The 19,195-nt window shown below is 72.6% G+C and carries 13 protein-coding genes and 1 riboswitch; of the genes, 8 read left to right on the forward strand and 5 right to left on the reverse strand.

Annotated features, from left to right (window positions below; translation table 11 throughout):
• Positions 1-166: 166 nt before the first annotated feature.
• Positions 167-1,690, reverse strand: a complete 1,524-nt coding sequence (gene exaC, locus ACZ6NC_RS25775) for an acetaldehyde dehydrogenase ExaC (protein ID WP_465736129.1) — start codon at positions 1,688-1,690, stop codon at positions 167-169.
• 318 nt (positions 1,691-2,008) lie between these two features.
• Positions 2,009-2,956 carry a terpene synthase family protein gene (locus ACZ6NC_RS25780; RefSeq protein WP_465736130.1) on the reverse strand — a complete coding sequence of 316 codons (948 nt, stop codon included), beginning with the start codon at positions 2,954-2,956 and terminating at the stop codon, positions 2,009-2,011.
• Positions 2,957-3,247: 291 nt separating this feature from the next.
• On the opposite strand from ACZ6NC_RS25780, the gene ACZ6NC_RS25785 reads away from it, so the two are divergent.
• A complete protein-coding gene (locus ACZ6NC_RS25785) occupies positions 3,248-6,343 on the forward strand; it encodes an ATP-binding protein (protein WP_465736131.1) in 3,096 nt (1,031 codons plus the stop codon).
• Positions 6,344-6,517: 174 nt separating this feature from the next.
• Complete coding sequence (locus tag ACZ6NC_RS25790; RefSeq protein ID WP_465736132.1) at positions 6,518-7,612, forward strand: aldose epimerase family protein; 1,095 nt, start codon at positions 6,518-6,520, stop codon at positions 7,610-7,612.
• Here ACZ6NC_RS25790 and ACZ6NC_RS25795 read toward each other — a convergent pair.
• Entirely contained in the window at positions 7,593-8,150 is a 558-nt protein-coding gene (locus tag ACZ6NC_RS25795) for a GNAT family N-acetyltransferase (protein WP_465736133.1), read from the reverse strand. The genes ACZ6NC_RS25790 and ACZ6NC_RS25795 overlap by 20 nt on opposite strands.
• Before the next feature lie 309 nt (positions 8,151-8,459).
• Here ACZ6NC_RS25795 and ACZ6NC_RS25800 point away from each other — a divergent pair, with 309 nt between their 5' ends.
• From ACZ6NC_RS25800 to ACZ6NC_RS25820, 5 genes are all read left to right on the forward strand, one after another.
• Complete coding sequence (locus tag ACZ6NC_RS25800) at positions 8,460-9,737, forward strand: extracellular solute-binding protein (RefSeq protein WP_465736134.1); 1,278 nt, start codon at positions 8,460-8,462, stop codon at positions 9,735-9,737.
• A 135-nt stretch (positions 9,738-9,872) separates the two neighbouring features.
• Positions 9,873-10,877, forward strand: a complete 1,005-nt coding sequence (locus ACZ6NC_RS25805) for a carbohydrate ABC transporter permease (protein ID WP_396320113.1) — start codon at positions 9,873-9,875, stop codon at positions 10,875-10,877.
• A gap of 43 nt (positions 10,878-10,920) precedes the next feature.
• Positions 10,921-11,826 carry a sugar ABC transporter permease gene (locus tag ACZ6NC_RS25810; protein WP_465736135.1) on the forward strand — a complete coding sequence of 302 codons (906 nt, stop codon included), beginning with the start codon at positions 10,921-10,923 and terminating at the stop codon, positions 11,824-11,826.
• A gap of 33 nt (positions 11,827-11,859) precedes the next feature.
• Positions 11,860-13,560 (forward strand): glycoside hydrolase family 13 protein, encoded by a 1,701-nt coding sequence (locus ACZ6NC_RS25815; protein ID WP_465736136.1) that lies wholly within the window; start codon positions 11,860-11,862, stop codon positions 13,558-13,560.
• 25 nt (positions 13,561-13,585) lie between these two features.
• Positions 13,586-14,605, forward strand: a complete 1,020-nt coding sequence (locus ACZ6NC_RS25820) for a LacI family DNA-binding transcriptional regulator (RefSeq protein ID WP_465736137.1) — start codon at positions 13,586-13,588, stop codon at positions 14,603-14,605.
• Between the two features lie 59 nt (positions 14,606-14,664).
• On the opposite strand, the gene ACZ6NC_RS25825 is transcribed toward ACZ6NC_RS25820, so the two are convergent.
• Positions 14,665-14,865, reverse strand: coding sequence for a hypothetical protein (locus tag ACZ6NC_RS25825; RefSeq protein WP_465736138.1), 201 nt, complete (start codon positions 14,863-14,865; stop codon positions 14,665-14,667).
• Positions 14,866-15,041: 176 nt separating this feature from the next.
• Positions 15,042-16,331, reverse strand: a complete 1,290-nt coding sequence (locus ACZ6NC_RS25830) for a transglycosylase family protein (protein ID WP_465736139.1) — start codon at positions 16,329-16,331, stop codon at positions 15,042-15,044.
• Positions 16,316-16,480, reverse strand: a riboswitch (cyclic di-AMP (ydaO/yuaA leader). (Overlaps the previous gene by 16 nt.)
• A gap of 262 nt (positions 16,481-16,742) precedes the next feature.
• Between ACZ6NC_RS25830 and ACZ6NC_RS25835 the strand changes: the two genes are divergently transcribed.
• Positions 16,743-18,968: a hypothetical protein gene (locus ACZ6NC_RS25835; RefSeq protein ID WP_465736140.1), complete on the forward strand. Its 2,226-nt coding sequence runs from the start codon at positions 16,743-16,745 to the stop codon at positions 18,966-18,968.
• The last annotated feature ends 227 nt before the right edge of the window (positions 18,969-19,195 follow it).

Genomic DNA, 19,195 nt, shown 5'->3' on the forward strand with positions numbered 1-19,195 from the left:
GAGCTAGGGAGAAAAACGCGGCGGGACGCCCCGTGCGTTGTACCCGGCCGCGGACCGCGGGGGGTGGTGGCGGAGGGGGAGGTCGCCCCCCCCCCCTCCCCACTCCGCGTTCTCGGGCGCCGGCCTCACCGGGGGCGGGCGCGCACCCGGCCTCCCGGGGGCGGGCCTAGAAGAAGCCGAGGGCGTCGGGCGAGTAGCTGACCAGCAGGTTCTTCGTCTGCTGGTAGTGCTCCAGTACGGCCTTGTGGTTCTCCCGGCCGATGCCGGAGTTCTTGTAGCCGCCGAACGCCGCATGGGCCGGGTAGGCGTGGTAGCAGTTGGTCCAGACCCGGCCGGCCTGGATGGCCCGCCCGGCCCGGTATGCGGTGCTGCCGTCCCGGGTCCAGACGCCCGCGCCGAGGCCGTACAGGGTGTCGTTGGCGAGTGCTATGCCGTCGTCGAAGTCCTCGAAGCGGGTGACCGAGACGACGGGGCCGAAGATCTCCTCCTGGAAGATCCGCATGCTGTTGACGCCCTCGAACACGGTGGGCGTCACGTAGTAGCCGCCGGCGAGCGAGCCGCCGAGGTCGGCGCGCTCGCCGCCGGCCAGCACCTTGGCGCCCTCGGCCTGGCCGATCTCGATGTAGGAGAGGATCTTCTTCAGCTGGTCGTCACTGGCCTGGGCGCCGACCTGGGTCTCGGTGTCCAGCGGGTTGCCCTGGCGCATCGACCGCACCCGCTCCAGGCCGTCGGCCAGCAGCCGGTCGTAGACCGCGGACTGGATCAGTGCCCGGCTCGGACAGGTGCAGACCTCGCCCTGGTTGAGGGCGAACATCGCGAAGCCCTCCAGCGCCTTGTCGTAGAAGGCGTCCTGCTCGGCCGCGACGTCGGCGAAGAACAGGTTGGGGCTCTTGCCGCCGAGCTCCAGCGAGACCGGGATCAGGTTGGCGCTGGCGTACTGGGAGATCAGCCGGCCGGTGGTGGTCTCGCCGGTGAAGGCGATCTTGCGGATCCGGCTGCTGGAGGCCAGCGGGCGGCCGGCCTCCAGGCCGTAGCCGTTGACGACGTTGAGCACGCCGGGCGGCAGCAGGTCGGCGATCAGCTCGACCAGCACCAGGATCGACGCCGGGGTCTGCTCGGCGGGCTTGAGCACCACGGCGTTGCCGGCCGCCAGGGCCGGGGCGAGCTTCCAGACCGCCATCAGGATCGGGAAGTTCCACGGGATGATCTGGCCGACCACGCCAAGCGGCTCGTGGAAGTGGTACGCCACGGTGTCCTCGTCCAGCTGGGAGAGGCCGCCCTCCTGGGCGCGCAGCGCGCCGGCGAAGTAGCGCAGGTGGTCGACGGCGAGCGGCAGGTCGGCGGCCAGCGTCTCGCGCACCGGCTTGCCGTTCTCCCAGCTCTCCGCGACGGCCAGCGCCTCCAGGTTCGCCTCCACCCGGTCCGCGATCCGCAGCAGCACCTGGGCGCGTTCGGCGGGCGGGGTGCGGCCCCAGGCCGGGGCGGCGGCATGGGCGGCGTCGAGCGCGGCCTCGATGTCCTCGGCGGTGCCGCGGGCGACCTCGGTGAAGACCTCACCGGTGACCGGGCTGGGGTTCTCGAAGTACTCGCCGAGGATCGGCGGCGTCCACCGGCCGCCGATCCAGTGCTCGTACCGGGCACGGTAATTGACGATGGAGCCGGGGCTGCCGGGGGGCTGGTAGACCGTCATGCTCTGGGTGCCTCCTCGTTGTCGGGGGCACCGCCGCGGCGCGCGGGCCGGGCGGTGCGCCGGACCGCGGACAGGTGGCCCGGCGGCCCGGCGGAGGGTACGGACACGCACGTGGGCCGGGCGCCGCCGGGGCGCCCGCCGGTTGGCACCCTAGCCGTGGACGGCGGGGAACGGCTACGGTCCGTACTGTTGTCGTCCACGGAGGGTGCCGTGTTCCGGCCGTTTTCCGCCACTGGCTCACCCGGGCCCCGGTCGCTCCGGGGTCGGCCCCGGGCGGGCCCAGGCAGGCCCGGGCGGGCTCCGCGGGCTCCGCCGGGCTCAGGCTGCGAGGTAACGGCCGGTGCGGGACTCCCAGTTGAGGTAGCCGGCCAGCCAGGTCACCAGGCCGTCGGCGTAACGCTGGGCGACGGCCCTTTCCACCCGGGCCAGGCCCAGCTCCCGGTGGACGTCGGGGAGCCGGTCGTACAGCTCGTGGCAGCGCTCGACCATCAGCTGGGCCTCGTCCATCACCACCGCGCAGGCCTCCTCGGCCGAGCAGCGGCGCTCCCGTTGCACGATCATCACCAGGTTGTTGACGTCTCCGCGCGGCGCCTCCAGTGGGAACGACCGGACGTCGTTGCTGAGCGAGGGGATGTCGGCGGCGAGCTGGCGGATCTGGCGGAGCACCGGGTGGTGGAGGACGGCGGCGGGCACCTCGAAGTGGCCCAGGCGCTCCACCATGTCGAAGATGGTCTCCATCGCGGCGGTGCCCCGGCGCAGGGCCAGGTAGCCGTCGCGGTCCGGCGGCCGCTCGGAGATCCGGCCGGCGGCCTCGGCGGGGTGGCTGGCGAGGTACCACTCCCAGTTGTACGCGGCGCGCGCCTGCCAGCGCGCGGGCATGCCGCGCACGCTGCGGTCCCAGAGGTCCGCGAAGGCGGTCTCGACGGCGGAGCCGGGGTCGGGGCGGGCGCCGTGCAGGACGGAGATGAGCCGTTCGCAGATCGGGGCCACCTCGGCGGGCCGGCGGCCGAGCGGGCCGTCGAACTGGTCGTCGAAGAGGAAGTAGAACCCCATCAGATCGGCGGCCAGGGCGAGTTCGTCCGGGCCGGAATCGGGGTAGCCGAGGGCAGCGAGATCCACCACGTCCCAGTGCGCATAGGAGGGGTGCGCGGGGTCGGGGAGCAGTGGGTGCCGGGTGAGCCAGTCGCGGTGCAGTTCGGTGGCATACGGCCCGTGGGGGCTGCGACGGTGCGGGAACGGAATCTGAAGTGAGGTGTCGTCAGACATCGGACTCCCGGTGCGGCGGAGGGTGGGGGCGCTGGTGGTGCTGGTGCGGTGTGGGGGAGTTGGGGTGGCGGGACTCGACAGCGCGGGTCGGCAATGGCAAGATCAACTTGACTGGCGGGCCGTAGAGTATCTGATGCAATGATCGGACGTTAGGGATATAGGGCAATTGCCCTTGGCAAGCGGTCCGAACCCTCAATCTCCGCCCCAGCCTGGGCGAATGCCGAACAGCGCGCCCCCCGCGGCGCTAATCTCGGCTCCACGAGCAGGGAACGGCGAGGCGGAGGCGCGACGGTGACCGAGCAGGGACACGAACTTCGGGCGGGGGCGGGTACCGGCGGGCGGGAGTCGGACGCCGCGTCGACCCGGGTCAGGCTGCGCGACCGCGACGCCGAACTCCGGTCGGCCGAGGCCGCGGTGGAGAAGCTCTGCCGCGAATTCGCCGCCGGCGGCACCGAGATCGGCGAGCTGCTCACCTTCTCCGGCCGGCCCGGCATCGGCAAGACCAGTCTGCTGCACGAGGTCCGCCGGATCGCCAAGCTCCGCGAGGGCGCCACCGTCCTGTTCGCCCGCGGCGGTGAACGCCAGTCCAACGAGCCGTACCACGTCCTTCGCCAGCTGCTCCAGCCCGTCCTCGGCGGCCTCGCCCCGTCCGAGTTCCGGCAGGTCATGGGCACCTGGGAGGAGGTCGTCGGACCGGCCATGGGCCTCAAGCAGCCGAAGGCCGGGGCCCGCCGCCTCGACCCGCAGGGCGTGCGCGACGGCCTCGACTACGTCCTCACCCAGCTCGCCCCGCGCCGGGCGCCGCTGGTGATGATCGTCGACGACCTGCACTGGTCCGACCTCGAATCGCTCGCCTGGCTCTCCCAGTTCGCCCTCCGTGCCAGCGAACTGCCCGTCCTGCTGGTCTTCGCCTACCGGGACGACATCGCGGACTGGCAGCCCGAGGCCCAGGAACACCAGACCGCGGTCGCCGCGCTCGCCACCCGCCGGCACGAACTCGGCCGGCTCACCCTGGTCTCCGTCACCGACATGGTCCGCGCCGAGCTCGGTGACAAGGCCGAGGACGCCTTCTGCTACGAGTTCTGGAACGTCGTCAGCGGCAACCCCTTCGAGGCCGTCGCCCTTCTCGACCAGGTACGTGACCAGGAGCTCGACCCGGTCGAGGAGAACTCCCAGCAGCTGCGCGAGCTCGCCGTCGACGCCACCGGGACCACCCTCACGGGCTGGCTGGAGCGGCTCGGAGCCAGCACCCTGCGGTTCGCCTGGGCCTGCGCCATGCTCGGCACCGACATCCGGCCCGAGCTCGCCGCCCGGATCTCCACCCAGACCCCCGAGGGCGCCCGCGAGTCCATCAAGCAACTGCGCAAGCAGCGCGTCCTCACCCAGACGCCCAACGGGAACCTGGAGTTCGTCCACCCGCTGATCGGCAGCTCGATCTACAACACGATGAAGGAGTCCACCCGGACCGGCATGCACGGTGTGGCCGCCGCCGAGATCGAGAACGCCGGGCTCGGCCTGCTCGCCGCCTCCCACCACCTGGTCGAGACCTTCCCCGGCGAGGGCGACGACCGCACCGTCCGCAAACTGCGCCGCGCGGCGAGCGAGCACCTGCTGATCGGCGCCCCGGAGGCCGCCCAGCGCTGCCTGCACCGGGCCCTCGCCGAGCCGCCGGACGACGACATCCGCGCCGAGGTGCTCTACGAGCTGGGCTGTTCCGCACTGCTCACCGACCCGCTGGCCACCGTCAACCAGCTGAAGCTCGCGCTCGACCCCGAAGAGGGGCCGCTGCGCCCCTCGCTCCGGGTCGACGCCACCTTCCGGCTCTCCGAGGTGCTCGCGCACAGCGGCCAGCTCGGCGAGGCCGCGCGGGTCTGCCAGGAGGAGGCCGAGCAGACGGTCGACGACCCGGCCGGGCGGCTGCGGCTGGAGGCCGCCTCGTTCATGTGGCACGCCTACCGCAAGGCCGAGGAGGACGGGCCGGCCCGCTCCGCGCGGCTGGGCGCGCTCTGCCGCAGCCTCACCGGCCGCGAGGCCGCCGACCGGGCCGTCCTCGCGCTGCGCGCCTGGGACCTCACCCTGCGCGGCGAGTCCTCCGCCGAGGTGCTGCGCCACGCGGACCAGGTCCTCGACCAGGGCCGGCTGCCCAAGGGCCTCGGCTGGACGGACAGCACCTGGGGCTTCGAACTGCCCGCCACGCTCGGCCTCGCCTACACCTACAGCGACCGCATCGCCCAGGCCGAGCGGCTCTTCGGCGACGCCATCGTCCAGTTCGAGATCGCCGGCTGGAGCGGTGCCCACCGGGGCTTCGCGTACTTCCTGATGGGGCTGGCCCGGTTCCGCCGCGGCCTGCTCGCCGAGGCCGAGGACTTCCTGCGCCGGGCCCTGCGGCTCTCCGAGCGGATCGGCCCCAAGCTGCCGCTCGCCTGGGACGCGGTCGGCGTCCTGGTGGACACCCTGATCGCCCGCGGCCGCAACGACGAGGCCTGGGACCTCGCGATCGGCTTCGGTTTCAGCCCGCCCTACCACGACACCGCGATGGTGCTGCCCGACGCGGCCTCGCTCTACGGCAAGCTGCTGCTCGCCAAGGGCCGCAACGCCGGGGCCGCCGCCGCCCTCACCGAGGCCGGCGCCCAATTGGACGCCCGCGGCTGGCACAACACGGTCTGGGCACCCTGGGCCGGCCACCTCGCCATCGCGCTCGCCGAGGACGAGCCCGAGCGCGCCCGCGCGTACGCCCAGCGTTCCGTCCGGGACGCCCGCCGGTTCGGCACCGCCTCGGCCATCGGCACAGCGCTGCGGCTGCACGCCGAGATCGAGGACGGCCAGCAGGCGGTCGAGCTGCTGGAGGAGGCCGTGCGCCACCTCGGGCAGTCGCCCGCCGGCTACGAGCACGCGGTCGCCCTGGTGGACCTCGGGGCCGCGCTGCGCCGGGTCGGCCGGCTGGAGGACGCCCAGGAGTTCCTCTACCAGGGCATCGAGCTGGCGCAGCACTGCGCCGCTGACGGCCTGGTCGACCGGGCCCGCCGCGAGCTGGCCAACTACGGCCTGCGGCCCAACCGGCTCGGCGACGTCCGGGAGATGCTCAGCCAGCCCGAGTGGGACGTCGCCCGGCTCGCCGTCCGGGGTGTGCCGCCGCAGCGGATCGCCGAGGAGCTGGGCGTCCACCTCAGCCTGGTCAGCCGGCGGCTGGCGGCCGTCTACCGCAAGGCGGGCAGCGGCCCGGATGGCCTCGCCTCGGCGCTCGGCCTGCCGCCCGAGCAGCGGGACGGTACGGCGGACCGGCGGGAGGGCCCGGCGCAGAGGCGCGAAGGCACGGCGGGCCAGGGAGACGGCACGGCGGAGCGGCGTGAAGACACGCCGGAGCGGCGCGACGGTACGCCGGAGTAGCGGCGGGCTTTTGGAGGGGCCGGCGGACGGAGGCGCCACGGCGGCGCGCGGGGGGCGGCAGGAGCGCCCCCGCCGCTGCCCCGCTGACTACGCTGGCCCACGGGGCCGCGAGCCCCTGACGGACCCGGTACCAGGGGGTCGCGGTGCGCCGCGGCCGCCAGTGAGGAGCAGGCCATGGCGACGCCCCCGGCGAACGGGTCGCAGGAGACCAGCGTGCGGCGCGAACCCCTCGAACCGTCGGGCGCCGGCGCCGCGATCGAGCGCTGGACGCTGCGGGCCGGCCCGTACGAGGCGAGCGTGCTCACCCTCGGCGCCACCCTGCACACCCTCACCGCCCCCGACCGCACCGGCAGGTCCGCGCAGCTGCTGCTCGCCGGCGACCGGCTCGCCGAGATCCTCGGCCCGGGCCGGCACTACGGCACGGTCGTCGGCCGGTACGCCAACCGCATCGACGCCAGCAAGGTGACCATCGACGGCGAGGAGCACCCGCTCGCCCCGACCGGCGGCGGCGTCACCCTGCACGGCGGACCGGACGGCTTCGCGCACCGGATGTGGGAGGCCGAGCCGCTGCCCGACGGCGTCCGGCTGCACCTGCACAGCCCGGACGGCGACCAGGGCTTCCCCGGCGCGCTCGACGTCACCGTCGACTACACGCTGAGCGCCGCCGGTGAGCTGGTGATCGGCTACCGCGCGACCACCAGCAAGCCGACCGTCCTCAACCTCACCAACCACGCGTACTTCAACCTCGCCGGCGAGGGCAGCGGCGACATCCTCGGCCACCTGCTCACCCTGGACGCCGACGAGTACACCCCGGCCGACCACCGGCAGATCCCGTACGGGCGGACGGAGCCGGTGGCCGGCACGCCGTTCGACTTCACCACCGCGCGGCCGATCGGCAAGTCGGTGCACGACGAGCACCCGCAGCTGACCGGGCCCGGCGGCTACGACCACAACTGGGTGCTCCGCCCGCGCCCGGCCGACGGCACCCCGGCCCGGGCGGCGCTGCTGGAGGACCCGGCCAGCGGCCGCACCCTGGAGGTGCTGACCACCGAGCCGGGCGTGCAGGTCTACACCGCCAACAAGTTCCAGGGCGCCGTGACCGGCGCGAGCGGTGTGCCGTACGGGCCGTTCGCCGGGATCGCGCTGGAGACCCAGCACTTCCCCGACTCGCCGCACCACCCGGCCTTCCCGAGCACCGAGCTGCGGCCGGGGGAGGAGTTCCGCTCGACCACCGTGCTGCGGCTGGGGGTCAGTGAGGGCGTGCGCTGACGCCGCGCGCCGGCCGGGACTCGTCAGGCACGCCCTGGCGCAGCTCCATGCGCATGCAGAGCCGGGGCCAGCGGTCGAGCCCGTGCTCGGCCTCCCGGCGGCGGATCTCCCGCAGGCCGGGGGTGACCTCGGCGTCGTCGAGCGGCCGGAAGCCGCAGCGGGCGTAGTAGGGGGCGTTCCACGGGACGTCGGCGAAGGTGGTGAGGGTGAGGGCGGGCGCGTCGGTGCCCGCCGCCAGGTGCTCGATCAGTGCCCGGCCGATGCGGCGGCGGGCGTGGTCGGGGTGGACGGAGACCTGCTCGATGTGGAGCGCGCCGTCCACCGGCTCGGCCAGCAGGTACCCGACGGGCGCGCCGCCGTCCTCGGCCGGGGCGACCAGCACGGTGCCCTCGTCGAGGTAGTGCGCCAGCTCGTCGACGGTGGGCGGGTCGTCCTCGGCGATCTCCGGCATCCCGATGGCGGCGAACGGCGCCCCGGCGGCCCGTTCCAGCTCGCCCAGCAGTGGCAGTTCTTCCCGGGTGGCGACTCTGATACGCATGGGGACCAGTCTGCTGCAAGGCCTTTCCGCAACGCAGCGTATTAATGGCAGCGGCCCAGATCGGGGCGAACCGGACAAACGGCGGCATGAGTGTCGCCTGTCAACTACCGTGCGGCCACGTCCAGGACACGCGGGCGTAACGATCCCCATTTCTTGCAGAAACTTGCTGCAAGGACTTTCGGTGATGATTGCGCCGCTGTTAACTTCCTTCCGAGCCCGACGGCAGCAACGGTGCGGTCGGCACGAGGCAGCCATTATGCGCCTGTCTCCCAACATCTCGGGCACCCCCACCCCTCCCAAGGAGTTCTCATGCGGCGTGGCATCGCGGCCTCTGCCCTCGTTGTGGCCCTCGCGGTCTCGATGGCTGCCTGTGGCAGCAGCGGCTCCAGCTCGGACGGCAAGGCCGACGGGCCGGTCACCCTCACCTACTGGGACACGTCGAACGCCACCAACGAGGCGCCGAACTACCAGGCCCTCGTCAAGAAGTTCGAAGAGGCCAACCCGAACGTCAAGGTCGACTTCGTCAACGTGCCGTTCGACCAGGCGCAGAACAAGCTCCAGACCGCCATGGGGGCCAAGGGCGCTCCGGACGTGTTCCGCTCCGAGGTCGGCTGGACCGCCGCCTTCGCCAAGGCCGGCTTCCTGGAGCCGCTGGACGGCACCCCGGCCGCCGCCGACGCCGCCGCCTTCCAGCCCAGCCTCGTCCAGCAGGCCAAGTACGAGGGCAAGCTCTACGGCGTCCCGCTGGTCACCGACACCCTGGGCCTGCTCTACAACAAGGAGCTCTTCGCCAAGGCCGGCATCACCGCCGCCCCCAAGACCTGGGACGAGCTGAAGACCGCCGCGGCCGCCGTCAAGGAGAAGGCCGGTGTGGACGGCTTCTGGCTGAAGGCCGCCGACGGCTACTACGCGATGCCGTTCCTGTTCGGCGAGGGCACCGACACCGTCGACGCCGCCGGCAAGAAGATCACCATCACCTCGCCCGAGGCCGTCAAGGGCATCGAGGCGTACAAGACGATGTTCACCTCGCCGGGCACCGCCAAGGCCGACGTCACCACCGACGCCTACGCGCACATGATGGACGCCTTCAACAGCGGCAAGGTCGCGGCGATCATCCAGGGCCCCTGGGAGATCACCAACATCTACAAGGGCACCGCGTTCGCCGACAAGACCAACCTCGGCATCGCCCCCGTCCCGGCCGGCTCCGCGGGCAAGGCCGGCGCCCCCACCGGCGGCCACAACATCTCCGTCTACGCCGGATCGGACAAGGCCCACAAGGCCGCGGCCGAGAAGTTCGCCGCCTTCATGACCTCCGCCGAGAGCGAGTCGTTCATCGCGCAGAAGAACTCGACCCTGCCGACCCGCGCCGACGCCTTCACCCCCGAGGTCAAGGCCGACCCCGGCATCGCCGGCTTCCAGGCCGTGCTCACCAGCGCCAAGCCGCGCCCCGAACTGCCCGAGTACAGCTCGCTGTTCGCCTCGCTGGGCACCAACCTCGGCAAGGTGGTCCAGGGCACCGGCACCCAGGACGGCCTGAACACCGTCGCCACCGACTACGCCAAGCTGCTCCCGGGCTTCGCGAAGTAACACCCCTGCGGGGCCTGTTGACGACAGACCCCAAGCCGTCCGGCCCGCCGCCACCTCCCCGGCGGGCCGGACGGCCGGACCCGTAGCAGCAGTCGCCGTAGCGAGGCGGCGGACCTCCCCGAGAAGGTGTCGAAAATGTCAGTCGCCGTGCAGGGCGCCACCGGCCAGGGCAGCCGGGAGCGCGATCCGCGTCCGGGCCTGATGGAGCGCCTCAAGCGCTCGTACGCCAAGCACTGGTACGCCTACGCGATGATCGCGCCGGTCGTGCTGGTGCTCGGCGCACTGGTGCTCTACCCGCTCGCCGAGGGCATCTGGCTCACCCTCACCGACGCCAACAGCCTCAACGCCGCCCGCAAGATCGGCGTCAACGAGATCCCGGCCAGCTACCACTTCGTCGGCTTCGACAACTACGCCGACATCCTCTGGGGCCCGGGCTCGTACGACCGCTTCTGGTCGCACTTCGTCTGGACCATCGCCTGGACGGCGCTCTGCGTCTGCCTGCACTACACCATCGGCCTCGGCCTCGCCCTGCTGCTCAACCAGAAGCTGCGCGGCCGCGCGGTCTACCGCATGCTGCTCATCCTGCCCTGGGCCGTGCCGACCTTCGTCACCGTCTTCTCCTGGCGCCTGATGCTCGCCGACGGCGGCGCCGTCAACGGTCTGCTCTCCGCCCTGCACCTGCCCGAACCCGGCTGGCTGGACGACCCGCTGGCGCAGAAGGCCGCCGCGATCCTGGTCAACACCTGGGTCGGCGTGCCGTTCATGATGATCTCGCTGCTCGGCGGCCTGCAGTCGATCCCGGCCGAGTTGTACGAGGCCGCCGAGATGGACGGCGCCACCGCCTGGCAGCGGTTCCGCCACGTCACCCTGCCGGGGCTGCGCACCGTCTCCTCGACCGTGGTGCTGCTCGGCGTGATCTGGACGTTCAACCAGTTCGCCGTCATCTTCCTGCTGTTCGGCGCCAACGGCGCGCCCGACGCCCAGCTGCTGGTCACCTGGGCCTACCGGCTCGGCTTCGGCCAGCAGCCCCGGGACTACGCGCAGTCCGCCGCGTACGGCGTGATCCTGCTGTCCATCCTCATCGTCTTCACCTCCTTCTACCGGCGCTGGCTCGCCCGCAACGAGCAGGCCAACGGCTGACGCCGACCGGTAACCAAGCGACCCACGAAGGCAGGTAACCCCGATGAGCACCACCACCGAACGACCCACCGCCCTCGCCGCCCCGGCGGCGGCCGCCAAGCCGGTCAAGTCCCGTCGTCGCGGTGAGTCCAGCCCGCTCGGCAAGGCGCTGGCGCACGGCACCCTGACCCTGGCCAGCCTGATCGCGCTGTTCCCGGTGGTCTGGATCCTCTACGTCTCGCTCGGCCCGGACAAGACGGACTACCTCCACCCCGGCGAGATCCTCGACAAGATGACGCTGTCGAACTACCGCACGGTGCTGTTCGACACCGACTTCTTCACCTGGTTCGGCAACGCCTTCCTGGTCTCCGGCGTGACCACGGTGTTCGGCGTGCTGATCGCCGCCACCACCGGCTACGCCGTCTCCCGGATGCGCTTCCCCGGTCACAAGCCGCTGATGTGGTCGCTGCTGGTCACGCAGATGTTCCCGATCGCGGTACTGATCGTGCCGATGTACACGATCCTCTCCGAGCTCGGCCTGCTGGACAGCTACGCCGGCCTGATCCTGGTCTACTCGACGACCACCGTGCCGTACTGCGCCTGGCTGCTGAAGGGCTACTTCGACACCATCCCGGTGGAGATCGACGAGGCCGGCCGGGTCGACGGGCTCACCCCGATCGGCACCTTCTGGCGGCTGGTACTGCCGCTCGCCCGGCCGGGCCTGGCGGTGGCCGCGTTCTACTCCTTCCTGACCGCCTGGGCCGAGGTGGCCTTCGCCTCCACCTTCATGCTCAGCTCCGACAAGTACACCCTGGCCGTCGGCCTGCAGACCTTCGTCAGCGAGCACGACGCCCAGTGGAACCTGATGGCGGCGACCGCAGTGCTGATCGCGATCCCGTCCTCGGCTCTCTTCTACCTGGTGCAGCGTCACCTGGTCACCGGCCTGACCGCCGGTGCCTCCAAGTCCTGACCTGCCGCTCTCTAGTCCCAAGGGATACCGTCCATGACCCAGAACCTGGCCGACACCTCCCGGCCCGCCGCCGACGCCACCGCTCACAAGGCCAGCGCCGGCGCGTCCAGAGGCTGGTGGCGGGACGCGGTCATCTACCAGGTGTACCCGCGCAGCTTCGCCGACTCCAACGGTGACGGCATGGGCGACCTGCCCGGCATCCGCAGCCGCCTGCCGTACCTGCGCGACCTCGGGGTGGACGCCGTCTGGCTCTCGCCGTTCTACGCCTCGCCGCAGGCCGACGCCGGCTACGACGTGGCCGACTACCGCGCGGTGGACCCGATGTTCGGCACCCTGCTGGACGCCGACGGGCTGATCCGCGACGCCCACGCGCTGGGCCTGCGGATCATCGTGGACCTCGTCCCCAACCACTCCTCCGACCAGCACGAGTGGTTCCAGCGTGCCTTGCGCGAGGGTCCTGCGTCCCCGCTGCGCGAGCGCTACCACTTCCGTCCCGGCAAGGGCGAGAACGGCGAACTGCCGCCCAACGACTGGGAGTCCATCTTCGGCGGCCCGGCCTGGACCCGCTCGCAGAACCCGGACGGCACCCCCGGCGACTGGTACCTGCACCTGTTCGCCCCCGAGCAGCCCGACTTCAACTGGGACAGCCCGGCCGTCGCCGACGAATTCCGCTCGATCCTGCGGTTCTGGCTGGACATGGGAGTCGACGGCTTCCGGATCGACGTCGCGCACGGCCTGGTGAAGGCCCCCGGCCTGCCCGACCTCGGCGGCGGCGACCAGCTCAAGCTGCTCGGCAACGACGTCATGCCGTTCTTCGACCAGGACGGCGTGCACGAGATCTACCGCAGCTGGCGCAAGATCCTGGACGAGTACCCGGGCCAGCGGATCGGCGTCGCCGAGGCGTGGACCCCGACCGTCCAGCGCACTGCCAACTACGTGCGCCCCGACGAGCTGCACCAGGCCTTCAACTTCCAGTACCTGGGCACCTCCTGGGACGCCGCCGAGCTGCGCGGGGTGATCGACCTCTCGCTCGACTCGATGCGCCCGGTCGACGCCCCCACCACCTGGGTGCTCTCCAACCACGACGTCACCCGGCACGCCACCCGGTTCGCCAACCCGCCCGGCCTCGGCACCCAGATCCGCACCGCCGGTGACCGCGAACTCGGCCTGCGCCGGGCCCGCGCCGCCACCCTGCTGATGCTCGCGCTGCCCGGTTCCGCCTACGTCTACCAGGGCGAGGAGCTCGGTCTGCCGGACGTCACCGACCTGCCCGACGAGGTCCGCCAGGACCCGTCGTTCTTCCGCCAGGCCGGCCAGGACGGCTACCGCGACGGCTGCCGCGTCCCGATCCCGTGGTCCGGCACCGAGGCCCCGTACGGCTTCGGCCCGGCCGCCGGCGGCCCGAGCTGGCTGCCGCAGCCCGCCGAGTGGGCGCAGCTCAGCGTCGAGGCGCAGACCGGCGACCCGACGTCCACGCTGGAGCTGTACCGCAGCGCGCTGGCCGTCCGCCGCGCACAGGCCGACCTCGGCGCCGGCACCGGCGTGGAGTGGCTGGACAGCCCCGAGGGCACCCTGGCGTTCCGCCGCGGCTCCTTCGTCTGCACCGTCAACACCACCGCCGAGCCGGTCCGGATACCGGCCCCCGGCCGACTGCTGCTCTCCTCCGCGGACGCCGTGGTGGACGGCGGAGAGACGGTGCTCGCTCCGGACAGCACCGACTGGTGGGCGGTCTGACGTGGTTGCAATAGGCTCTGGGACCGTGACTACGGCGCGACTCTCAGACATCGCGGCGCAGGCGGGGGTCAGCGAAGCCACCGTCTCCCGCGTACTCAACGGCAAGGCGAACGTCTCCGCCACCACCCGGCAGACCGTGCTGGCGGCGCTGGACGTACTCGGCTACGAGCGGCCGACCCGGCTGCGCCAGCGCAGCGCGGGCCTGATCGGGCTGATCACCCCGGAACTGAGCAACCCGATCTTCCCCGCGCTCGCGCAGGTGATCGAGCAGGTGCTGAGCCGGCACGGCTTCACGCCGGTGCTCTGCACCCAGACGCCCGGAGGCTCCACCGAGGACGAACTGGTGGAGATGCTGGTCGACCGGGGCGTGGCGGGCATCGTCTTCGTCTCCGGCCTGCACGCGGACACCACCGCCGACCACGACCGGTACGCCAGGCTGACCGGCCGGCAGGTGCCGTTCGTACTGATCAACGGCTTCAGCGAGAAGATCGACGCGCCGTTCATCTCGCCGGACGACCGGGCCGCGATGTGGATGGCCGTCCAGCACCTGGCCGAACTCGGCCACGAGCGGATCGGCCTGGCCGTCGGGCAGCGCCGGTACGTGCCGGTGCTGCGGAAGATCGAGGGCTTCACCGCGGCCATGCGCGAGGTGCTCGGCAAGACGCAGGAGGAGGCCGAGGCGCTGGTCCACCACACGCTGTTCAGCGTGGAGGGCGGGCACGCGGCGGCCGGCGCGCTGCTCGACAAGGGCTGCACGGCGATCGTCTGCGGCAGCGACATGATGGCGCTCGGCGCGATACGCGCGGTGCGCCAGCGCGGGCTCTCGGTGCCGCACGACGTCTCGGTGGTCGGCTTCGACGACTCGCCGTTGATAGCGTTCACCGAGCCGCCGCTGACCACCATCCGCCAGCCGGTCGAGGCGATGGCCACCGCGGCCGTCGACGCCCTGCTGGAGGAGGTGGGCGGGAACGCCGCCCAGCGCGGGGAGTTCATGTTCCAGCCGGAGCTGGTGATGCGCGGCTCCACGGGCGCCGGCGCCCGCTGAACGACGACGACCGGGGCCCGGAGAGCAATCCGCTCTCCGGGCCCCGGTCGTTGCGTCGTTCAGCCCTCCTGGGCGGTCGGGCGGTCCGGGCTGACCCGCCGGCCGTCGGCGGCGTCGCCGGTCCTGGTCTCCGTGCGCCGGCCCCGGGCCAGGTAGTCGCGCAGGACCAGCTCGACGGCGTCCTGCGGGTTCCTGGTGCCGGCGAGCATCATCACGTCGATGGCGAGATTGGCGTCGAGCGTGACGGTGACCTGGGCCATGGAGACTCCTTCTCGGGTGCGAAGCAGCAGCATGCCCGCTGCGCGCTGATTCCACCACGGCCTCCGCCGTCCCGCTCGCCGCCGTGGGGAGGGCAGGCCGAAGCCCCCGGGGGGAGCGACCAGACTCTCCCCGGGGGCTTCGGCGTACCGGTGTCGGCTCGGGAGCCGCTTGTGGGTCAGACCCGGCCGGCGAAGTCCGGGGCCCAGTTGGCGATGGTCTGGGTGCGCACGCCCGCGCTCGGGTTGGCGGCCTCGACGTACTTGCCGTCGCCGATGTAGATCGCGACGTGGTACACGCCGGAGTCCTGGCCGTTGTTGGACCAGAACAGCAGGTCGCCCGGCTTGAGGGCGTCCAGCGAGACGTGGGTGGAGGCGGCGGCCTGGTCGGCGGCGACGCGCGGGACGGAGATGCCCGCGGCGCGCAGCGCGGCCTGGGTCAGGCCGGAGCAGTCCCAGCCGCCGTTGCCGGTGCCGCCGTAGACGTACGCCTGGCCGACCTTCGACTCGGCGAAGGCGACCGCGGCGGCCATGCTGCCGGTGGCGGCCTGGGCGGGCGCCTGGGTCTGGGCCTGGGCGGCCGGCTTGGCGGCCTGGGTCTGCGCGGCCGGCTTGGCGGCGGCGGTGCCGGCGGCGGCCTGGCCGGAGTTGCCGGAGGACCGGTTGAACCAGTCGAAGTTCTTGCCGGACTCGTCCGAGGCCTGGTCCTTGGCGCGGTCACCGAAGGTCAGGTGCTGGCCCGGGTAGATGACGTGCGGGCCGTCGGCCAGGGTGGAGCGGTTGAGCTCGTACAGCCGCTCCCAGCCGCCCTGGACGTGGTTCTTGTCGGCGATCGAGGAGAGCCAGTCGCCGGCGACCACGGTGTAGTCGTCGGCCTTGTCCTGCCACTTCTGCGACCAGTTCTGGTCGCCCTGCGGCTTGGCGGAGTCGGTGGAGGCCGGGGCCCGGTCGGCCTTCGGCGCGGCCGGCTTGGCGGCGGCCTGGGGCTGCGCCTGGGTGGCCGGCTTGGCGGCCGGGGCCGGGGTCTGCGCGGCGGGCTTGGCGGCGGTGGTGGTGTCGACGGCGGCGGGGGTGCCGCCCTTGGTCAGACCGGCCTGGACGGAGCAGACGGGCCAGGCGCCGGGGCCCTGGACGGCGAGCACCTTCTCGGCGATCGCGATCTGCTGGTCCTTGGTGGCGAGGTCGGCGCGGGCCGCGTACGCGGTGCCACCGAACTCGGCCCAGGTGCTGTTGGTGAACTGGAGGCCGCCGTAGAAGCCGTTGCCGGTGTTGATGCTCCAGTTGCCGGTGCTCTCGCACTGGGCGACCTTGTCCCAGGTGGCGACGGAGGCGGCGGAGGCGGTGCCGGAGGTCAGGCAGGGGACGGTGAGGCCGATGCCGACGACGCCGAGGGTGGCGATCGCGCGACGGGTACGGCCGGACAGGCGGGTGCCGTTGGTGGGCAGCATGAAGATGCGGTCCTCTCCCACGCCTGCGAGGTGAGCTGTCGGATTCGGGCTGGAGTTGCCCGGCCGCGCTGTGGACGCGGCTTCACCCCTAGCCCTGAACCGGTACGCGGACCGGTCCGGGGCGACTTACCTGTGGTTCCCCCGCTCCTGCCGTGGTGCGTTTTCTAGCTGCCAGCGCACCCGACGGCAGGACTCGGCGTTGCGGATGAGCTGGGTCCGTGTGGCCACGAACGGGGAGCACGTTAAGCAGACTTAAGTTCAAACCGCAAACATGTGTGACGCTCGTCACGGTTTGCGGGAGGGGTGTCGGATGGCTGTCCACCATGATCAGAAATGACCGTTTTCGCGCAACGCCCGTCGGGGTCAACGCAACTGCCTATGCTTCAGAGGGTCAGGACTGACGCAGCCGTCTGGGGGGAGGGCTACGCAACGATGGCCATGGACGAGGAGCCGGACGCGAGCCGTCCGGCGGAAGAGCGCCGCCGGGTGTACCGCCGGGCAAAACGCCGCAGACCGGACATCCCGCCCGCCGATCCGCGAACTCCCGTACGCCGCCGGACGATGCTGCGCTGGCTCGCCGTCGGCACGGTGTTCGCGGCGGTCAGCGGCGAGGAGGTCCTGCGCCGCTCGCTGGGCGGCCCGGCCGAACCCGTCGCGGCCGCCGGCGGCTCCGCCGCGGCCGGGACCGACCCGGACGCGGCGGGGATGGGCCACGGCGCGCCGCCGCCCGCCGGCACCCCGGACGGCACCCCCGCCGCACCCGGGCAGCCCGCCGCGGCGCCCACCGTCGACCAGGGCGGCCGCCGCTGGTCCGACCCGGCCGGCTGGGGCGGCAAGGTGCCCGGCCCGCAGAGCGCCGTCCGGATCACCGACAAGGTGCTGCTCGACACCGACGCCACCGTCGCCTCGCTGCTGGTCGAGCCGTCAGGCGCGCTGACCTTCGCCGCCGACCGCACCGTCACCCTCGCCTCGGCGGGCAACGTGGAGGTCCGCGGCACCCTCGCCCTCGCCCCCGACGGCGCCGCCGTGCACACCCTGCGCTTCCCGGCCGTCGACGAGAAGCGGTTCCAGGGCGACGGCATGAAGGTGGTCGACACCGACGTCGGACTCTGGGTCACCGGCGCCGGGTACCTGCGGCTGGACGGCGCCGCCAGGACCGCCTGGGTCCGCGCCGCCGGCGAGCTGCGGGCCGGCGACACCAGCCTCACCCTGGCCGCCCCGCCCGCCGGTTGGCAGCCCGGCGACGAACTGGCCGTCACCCCGACCGGCCCGCCGGACGAGGAGGGCTTCTCCGCCCGCTACGACCTCGTCTCCGTCCGGTCCGTCAGCGGATCCACCGTCACCCTGGCGGCACCGCTCAAGTACGCCCACCCGCGGGTGGCGGCCGGAGGGGGCGTCACCGTCGGCGCCGAGGTGCTCAACCTGACCCGCAGCGTCCGGGTCGAGGGCACCACCAAGGGCCGGGCGCACGTCCACGTCACCAGCTCCCGCCGGGCCGACGTCCGGCACGCAGCCCTGCGCTGGGTCGGCCCGCGCGCCGAGACCAAGGAGACCTGGAAGGGCCCGGACGGCGCCGTCCCGGTCACCGCCCCCGTCCTCGGCCGGTACGGGCTCCACTTCCACCTGCTCGGGGACGCCACCCGCGGCACCGTGGTCGAGGGTGTGGTGGTCCGCGACGCCGGCAACCACGCGTACGTCCCGCACGCCAGCCACGGCATCACCTTCCGCAGCTGCATCAGCCACGACACCTGGGAGGACGCCTACTGGTGGGACGGCCCGCTGGACACCCGCACCCCGCAGCAGCCGTCCGACGACATCGTCTACGAGTCCTGCGTCGCCTCCCGCACCGTGCTGGAGCCCAATCCGCGCGCCTACCGGCTCACCGGCTTCAACCTGGGCGCCGGCACCGGCGGCAAGGCGCTGGACTGCGTGGCCGTCGGCGTCCAGGGCGCCAACGGGGCGTCCGGCTTCGAGTGGCCGGAGAACAGCGAGGGGGTCTGGACCTTCCAGCGTTGCCTGGCCCACAACAACCTGCAGGACGGGATCTTCGTCTGGTTGAACGCCCAGCACCATCACGTGGTCACCGAGTTCGCGGCCTACCACAACGGTGGCTGGGGCATCGAGCACGGCGCCTACCTCAACGACTTCGACTACACCGCCAGCGTGCTGTACGGCAACGCCGCCGGGGGAGTGGAGCTGCACTCGCTCGGCCGGGAGAAGGGCAGCCTGTTCGACGGGCTGCTGATCGACGCCGCCGGGCAGAGCGACTTCGCGGTCGCCACCGCCCACCACGAACTCGCCGGGGAGTCCGTCACCTTCAGCCGCAGCCGGTTCACCGGTTACCGGCGGGCCGGGGTCGCCTTCCGGGCCACCTCCGATGGCAAGCCGGACGACATCCTGGTGCTGGACTGCGAGTTCGGCGGCAACGAGCTCTGGGTCGACCCGGAGTCCGGGCCGCCCAAGAGCATCCTGCTGCGCCGGGCCGGGCAGGCCGAGGTGCTCCAGGTGCGCAAGGCGGACGCCGGCGGCACCGCACAGCCGCAGTGGAACGCGAGCAGCGCGCCGGTGGCCGCCTTCGCCGCACAGGCCCGGCCGGTGCAGCTGCCCGCGCTGGGCCTCAAGGACGCCGCCGCGCCCACGAGCCGGGTGGGCGGCTGACCGGACGGCCAGGACGGCCAGGACGGCCGAAGGGGCCCGGAACGGATGCGTTCCGGGCCCCTTTCGTACGGGCTGGTGTTGCGGGCCGCTACGGCGGGCCGCTACTGGGCGGCGTGGGGGGGGGGGGGGGGGCCCGAGCAAGCGCCCCCCCCCCTCCCCTCTCGGGCGGTGGGGGGCAACCAAACAACAAAGAGGGGGGAGAGGAAAACGACCCCAACCCCGTCCCA

This window comes from Kitasatospora sp. NPDC041988 (assembly GCF_055588525.1).

Coding starts and splice junctions, on each gene's coding strand:
- exaC (WP_465736129.1), bottom strand. CDS start 1,690: ATGACGGTCTACCAGCCCCCCGGCAGCCCCGGCTCCATCGTCAATTAC.
- ACZ6NC_RS25780 (WP_465736130.1), bottom strand. CDS start 2,956: ATGTCTGACGACACCTCACTTCAGATTCCGTTCCCGCACCGTCGCAGC.
- ACZ6NC_RS25790 (WP_465736132.1), top strand. CDS start 6,518: ATGGCGACGCCCCCGGCGAACGGGTCGCAGGAGACCAGCGTGCGGCGC.
- ACZ6NC_RS25795 (WP_465736133.1), bottom strand. CDS start 8,150: ATGCGTATCAGAGTCGCCACCCGGGAAGAACTGCCACTGCTGGGCGAG.
- ACZ6NC_RS25800 (WP_465736134.1), top strand. CDS start 8,460: ATGCGGCGTGGCATCGCGGCCTCTGCCCTCGTTGTGGCCCTCGCGGTC.
- ACZ6NC_RS25805 (WP_396320113.1), top strand. CDS start 9,873: ATGTCAGTCGCCGTGCAGGGCGCCACCGGCCAGGGCAGCCGGGAGCGC.
- ACZ6NC_RS25810 (WP_465736135.1), top strand. CDS start 10,921: ATGAGCACCACCACCGAACGACCCACCGCCCTCGCCGCCCCGGCGGCG.
- ACZ6NC_RS25815 (WP_465736136.1), top strand. CDS start 11,860: ATGACCCAGAACCTGGCCGACACCTCCCGGCCCGCCGCCGACGCCACC.
- ACZ6NC_RS25825 (WP_465736138.1), bottom strand. CDS start 14,865: ATGGCCCAGGTCACCGTCACGCTCGACGCCAATCTCGCCATCGACGTG.
- ACZ6NC_RS25835 (WP_465736140.1), top strand. CDS start 16,743: ATGGCCATGGACGAGGAGCCGGACGCGAGCCGTCCGGCGGAAGAGCGC.